2 protein-coding genes are annotated in these 4,972 nt (G+C 73.4%); both read left to right on the top strand.

What is annotated here, in order from left to right; translation table 11 throughout:
• Positions 1-3,342: type I polyketide synthase (locus NOD94_RS40180; RefSeq protein ID WP_281211193.1), on the top strand; the 3,342-nt coding region annotated here is incomplete at its 5' end.
• A 243-nt stretch (positions 3,343-3,585) separates the two neighbouring features.
• A partial coding sequence (locus NOD94_RS40175) for a beta-ketoacyl synthase N-terminal-like domain-containing protein (protein ID WP_281211192.1) occupies positions 3,586-4,972 on the top strand: 1,387 nt, incomplete at its 3' end.

Raw genomic sequence — 4,972 nt, 5'->3', positions numbered from 1 at the left:
GCCGTGCGTTTCCTCGACGGCGTCCGCACCCTGGAAGCCGCCGGCGTGACCACCTACCTCGAACTCGGTCCCGACGGCATCCTCTCCGCCCTCGCCCAGGACTGCCTCACCGGCGAGGCAGCCACGTTCCTGCCCCTGCTCCGCGCTTCCCGCGCCGAGGCCGCGACCATCGTCACGGGCCTCGGGCAGGCTCACGTCCGGGGCGTCACCGTCGACTGGACCGCCTTCTACGCCGGAACCGGCGCCCGCCGCGTCGACCTGCCGACGTACGCCTTCCAGCGCGAGCGCTACTGGATCGACTCCTTCGCGGCGCTGGAGGACGCCGCCTCGCTCGGCATCGAGTCGGCCGGGCACCCGCTCCTCGGCGCGGCGGTCGAACTGCCGGACACGGGCGGGTTCCTGTTCACCGGCCGCCTGTCCCGCCGTACTCACCCCTGGCCGGCCGGGCACGTCGTGGCCGACTCGGTGGTCGTGCCCGGTGCGACCTTCGTCGAACTCGCCCTGCGGGCCGGGGCCGACGCCGGTTGCGTCCGACTGGAAGAGCTGACCCACGAGGCACCGCTCGTGCTGCCGGAGGAAGGGGCAGTGCAACTGCGGCTCACCGTCGGCGGCGCGGACGCGATGGGACGCCGCACCGTGCAGGTGCACAGCCGACCCGAAGCGGCGGACAGTCACGGGGCGAACGGAGGGACCTGGTCCCGACATGCCACGGGCTTCCTCGCCGAGGCCGAGGCCGGGGCCGAAGCCGAGGCCGAGGCCGGTGGCGCTACCGCCGCCTTCGGCGCCGGGGAGTGGCCGCCCGCCGACGCCGGGGAGGTTTCCGTCGAGGAGGTGCACGCGCGCCTCGCCGCTGCCGGGATCCACCACGGGGCCGAACTCAGGACCCTGAAGCGGATTTGGGTGCGCGGCGGCGAGGTCTTCGCGGAAGCCGGACTCTCCGGCGAACTGCGCTCCTCGGCAGCCGGGTTCGCCCTGCACCCCGCCCTGCTCGACACGGCGCTGCAGGCCCTCGCGGCCACCGCCACCGGCGGGGACACCGTCGAGGCCAGGGAACCCCTCGCCTGGCGCGGCGTACGACTGCACGCGGCCGGAGCGGGGACACCGGACACGACGGGCGCACCGGACGCGGCGGCCACGCTCCGTCTGTGCGTCACCCCGGCCGGCGCGGACACCGTGTCCGTGGAGCTGGCCGACGCGCAGGGCGCGCCCCTCGCGTCGGTCGAGGCCCTGGTGACCCGGGACCTCGACGTCGAGCGGTTCGCCGTGGCGGCCCCCGACGGAGTCCACGACTCGCTGTTCCGCCTCGACTGGGTACGGACGGCGGCATCGGCCCGGGCGGGCACAGCGACCCTCGCGATCATCGGCACCGCCAAGGACGGCACCGCCGAGAACGGCACCGCACACCTCGCCGCCGCCCTGGGCGGCGCCGGGGTCCCCGTCGCCACGTACGAGGACCTGGAGGCGCTGGACGACGCCGTCACCGCCGGACGCCGGCCGGCGCCCGACACCGTGATCGTGCCGTTCATGACGAACACCGACCGAACTCCGGCCCTCCCGGCGGCGCAAGAGGTGCACGAGGCGACTCACCGGGCGCTCGCGACCGTGCAGAGCTGGCTGGACAACGGCCGCTTCGCCGGCACGCGCCTCGCCGTCGTCACCCGGGGCGCCGTGGCCGCGCACACGGACACCGAAGCCGGCGACCTCGCCCACACCCCGGTGTGGGGGCTGCTGCGCGCCGCACAGACCGAGCACCCCGACCGGTTCGTACTCGTCGACCTCGACGGAACCGACGCCTCCGGCCGGGCCCTCGCGGCCGCCCTCACCTCAGACGAGCCCGAACTGGCCGTACGCAAGGGCACGTTGTACGTCCCGCGTCTGGCGCGGGTTGACGCCGCCGACACCGCTCCGGCGGGTGACGACACGAAGAGCCGCATCGACACGCGCGGCACGGTTCTCGTCACCGGAGCCGGCGGCGGACTCGCCGGCCTCCTCACCCGCCACCTGGTCACCGAACACGGCGTACGACACCTGCTGCTCACCGGTCGCAAGGGCGGTGACACCGACACGGCCGCCGCGCTCACCGCACAACTGACCGCGTTGGGCGCCCGGGTCACCTGGGCGGCGTGCGACGTCGCCGACCGGGAGGCGCTGGCCGCGCTCCTGGAGTCCGTACCGGCCGACCGCCCCCTGACGGCGGTCGTCCACACGGCGGCGGTCCTGGACGACGGAGTCGTGGACCTGCTCACCCCCGAGCGCGTCGACCGGGTGATGCGGCCCAAGGTCGACGGGGCACTGCACCTGCACGAGCTGACCCGTCACCTCGACCTGTCGGCGTTCGTCCTCTTCTCGGCCGCCGCCGGCACGCTCGGTGGCGCCGGCCAGGCCAACTACGGCGCGGCGAACGTCTTCCTCGACGCCCTCGCCCGGCACCGCCGGACCGGAGGACTCGCCGCACTGTCCCTGGTGTGGGGCATGTGGGCCGAGGAGCGCGGCATGGCGGGCCGGCTCACCGACGCGGAGCGGGAACGGGCCGCGCGCGGCGGTGTCGCGCCGCTGTCGGCGGAGGAAGGGCTTGCGCTCTTCGACGCCGCCCTCGCGGCGGACGGCGAGCCGGTCCTGCTGCCCGTCGCCGTCGACCTGCCGACCCTGCGGGTCCGGGCGGCGGACGGCGGGATCCTCCCGATGTTCCGCGGTCTGGTGCGAACCCCCGTCCGGCAGCGGCGGCGGACGGCGACGACGTCCCACGCGCACCGCGCGGACGGCACGGACGCGACCGCGACCGACGGTGCGGGGGAGCAATCGCCGGCACAGCGGCTCGCCGGGCTGTCGCCCGCCGAGCGGGAGCGGACCGTACTGGACCTGGTGCGCGGGCAGGTAGCCGCGGTGCTCGGGTACAAGTCGGCCGAACAGATCGAGGAGGAGCAGTCGTTCAAGGACCTGGGCTTCGACTCGCTGACCGCGGTCGAACTCCGCAACCGGCTCGGCGCGGCCGCCGGGCTCCGGCTGCCCGCCACCCTGGTCTACGACTACCCCACGCCGGCCGCGCTGGCCCGGCAGGTGCTGGGCGAGCTGGCCCCCGAGGGGGCGAGCGGCCGCAAGCTCTCCGTACTGGAGGAACTCGACCGCCTCGAAAGCACCTTCTCCTCCATGGACCCGACGGAACTGGCCTCCGCGGCAGGCGACGACGCCGCCCACGCACGGATCGCGGTACGTCTCCAGACCCTGCTGGCGCAGTGGAACGACGCCCGCGGGACGGACGACGAGGCGGGAGCCGGAGAGATCGAGGACGCGAGCGACGACGAGCTGTTCGCCCTCATCGACAAGAAGTTCGGCCAGGGCTGAACCCCAACCACCCCCAGGCCGTACCGCCGGAACCCCTGTTCCGGCGGTACGGCCCCGGGCTTCCCGATATCCCTCAAATATCCTCGGGTTCCGTCGGCTCCAGAACTCCCCTGAACTCCCCGGCAGTCCCCGGCAGTCCCAGGAACTCCCCGGATCTCCCCGGATCTCCCCGGATCTCCCGATCTACCTGAATTCTTGAGCCGTCCCTCCACGGTCTCGATCACGCGAATAGGTGAAGCGCCAGTGGCGAACGAAGCAAAGCTCCGCGAATACCTCAAGAAGGTCACGACGGATCTCGACGAGGCGTACGGACGCCTGCGGGACATCGAGAGCCAGGCCCACGAGCCCGTCGCCATCACGGCGATGAGTTGCCGGTTCCCCGGCGGCGTCCGCTCGCCCGAGGAACTGTGGGACCTGCTCGCCGCCGGCGGCGACGCCCTCACCGAATTCCCCACCGACCGGGGCTGGGACCTGGACCACCTGTTCTCGGACGACCCCGACGATCAGGGCACCACGACGACCCGCGAGGGCGGGTTCCTCGAAGCGGCCTCCGCCTTCGACGCCGACTTCTTCGGGATCTCCCCGCGCGAGGCCATGGCGATGGACCCGCAGCAGCGGCTGCTGCTGGAAACCTCCTGGGAGGCGTTCGAACGCGCCGGCATCGACCCGCACAGCCTGCGCGGCAGCCGGAGCGGCGTCTTCGTCGGGATGAACGGCTCCGACTACCTCACCCCGCTGCTGGAGGCGAGCGAGGACTACGCGGGCCACCTCGGCACCGGCAACGCCTCCAGCGTGCTGTCCGGCAGGCTCTCCTACACCTTCGGCCTCGAAGGCCCCGCCGTCACGGTCGACACCGCCTGCTCGGCCTCGCTCGTCGCCCTGCACCTGGCGGTGCAGGCCCTCAGGGCGGGGGAGTGCTCCCTGGCCGTCGCCGGCGGCGTCCACGTGATGTCCACACCCGGACTCTTCGTCGAGTTCAGCAAGCAGCGCGGCCTGTCCACGGACGGCCGCTGCAAAGCGTTCGCGGCGAACGCCGACGGCTTCGGCCCGGCGGAAGGGGTGGGCGTCCTGCTCCTGGAACGGCTCTCCGACGCACGGAAGAACGGACGCCCGGTACTCGCCGTGGTCCGTGGCTCGGCGATCAACCAGGACGGCGCCTCCAACGGCCTGACCGCCCCCAACGGTCCGTCCCAGCAGCGCGTCATCCGTCAGGCCCTGACCAACGCCCGGCTCTCCACCGACCAGGTCGACGTGGTGGAGGCCCACGGCACGGGAACCTCGCTCGGCGACCCGATCGAGGCCCAGGCCCTGATCGCGACGTACGGCCAGGACCGGCCCGAGGGGCATCCGCTGCTCCTGGGCTCGGTGAAGTCGAACATAGGCCACACCCAGGCGGCGGCGGGCGTGGCCGGCGTGATCAAGATGGTGCTGGCGATGCGGCACGGTGTCCTGCCCCGAACCCTGCACGCCGACGAGCCCTCGCCCCACGTGGACTGGCAGTCCGGCGCGGTCGAGCTCCTGACGCAACGCACGACGTGGCCGGAGACGGGCCACCCGCGTCGTGCGGGTGTGTCGTCGTTCGGGTTCAGCGGGACGAACGCGCACGTGATCGTGGAGCAGGCGCCGGTGT

Origin of the sequence: Streptomyces sp. Isolate_45, from assembly GCF_024721315.2 — a bacterium.
In the GTDB taxonomy this organism is placed as follows: Bacteria; Actinomycetota; Actinomycetes; order Streptomycetales; family Streptomycetaceae; genus Streptomyces.
Note: the sequence above shows the minus strand (reverse complement) of the source record. Positions and strands in the feature narration are given on the sequence as shown.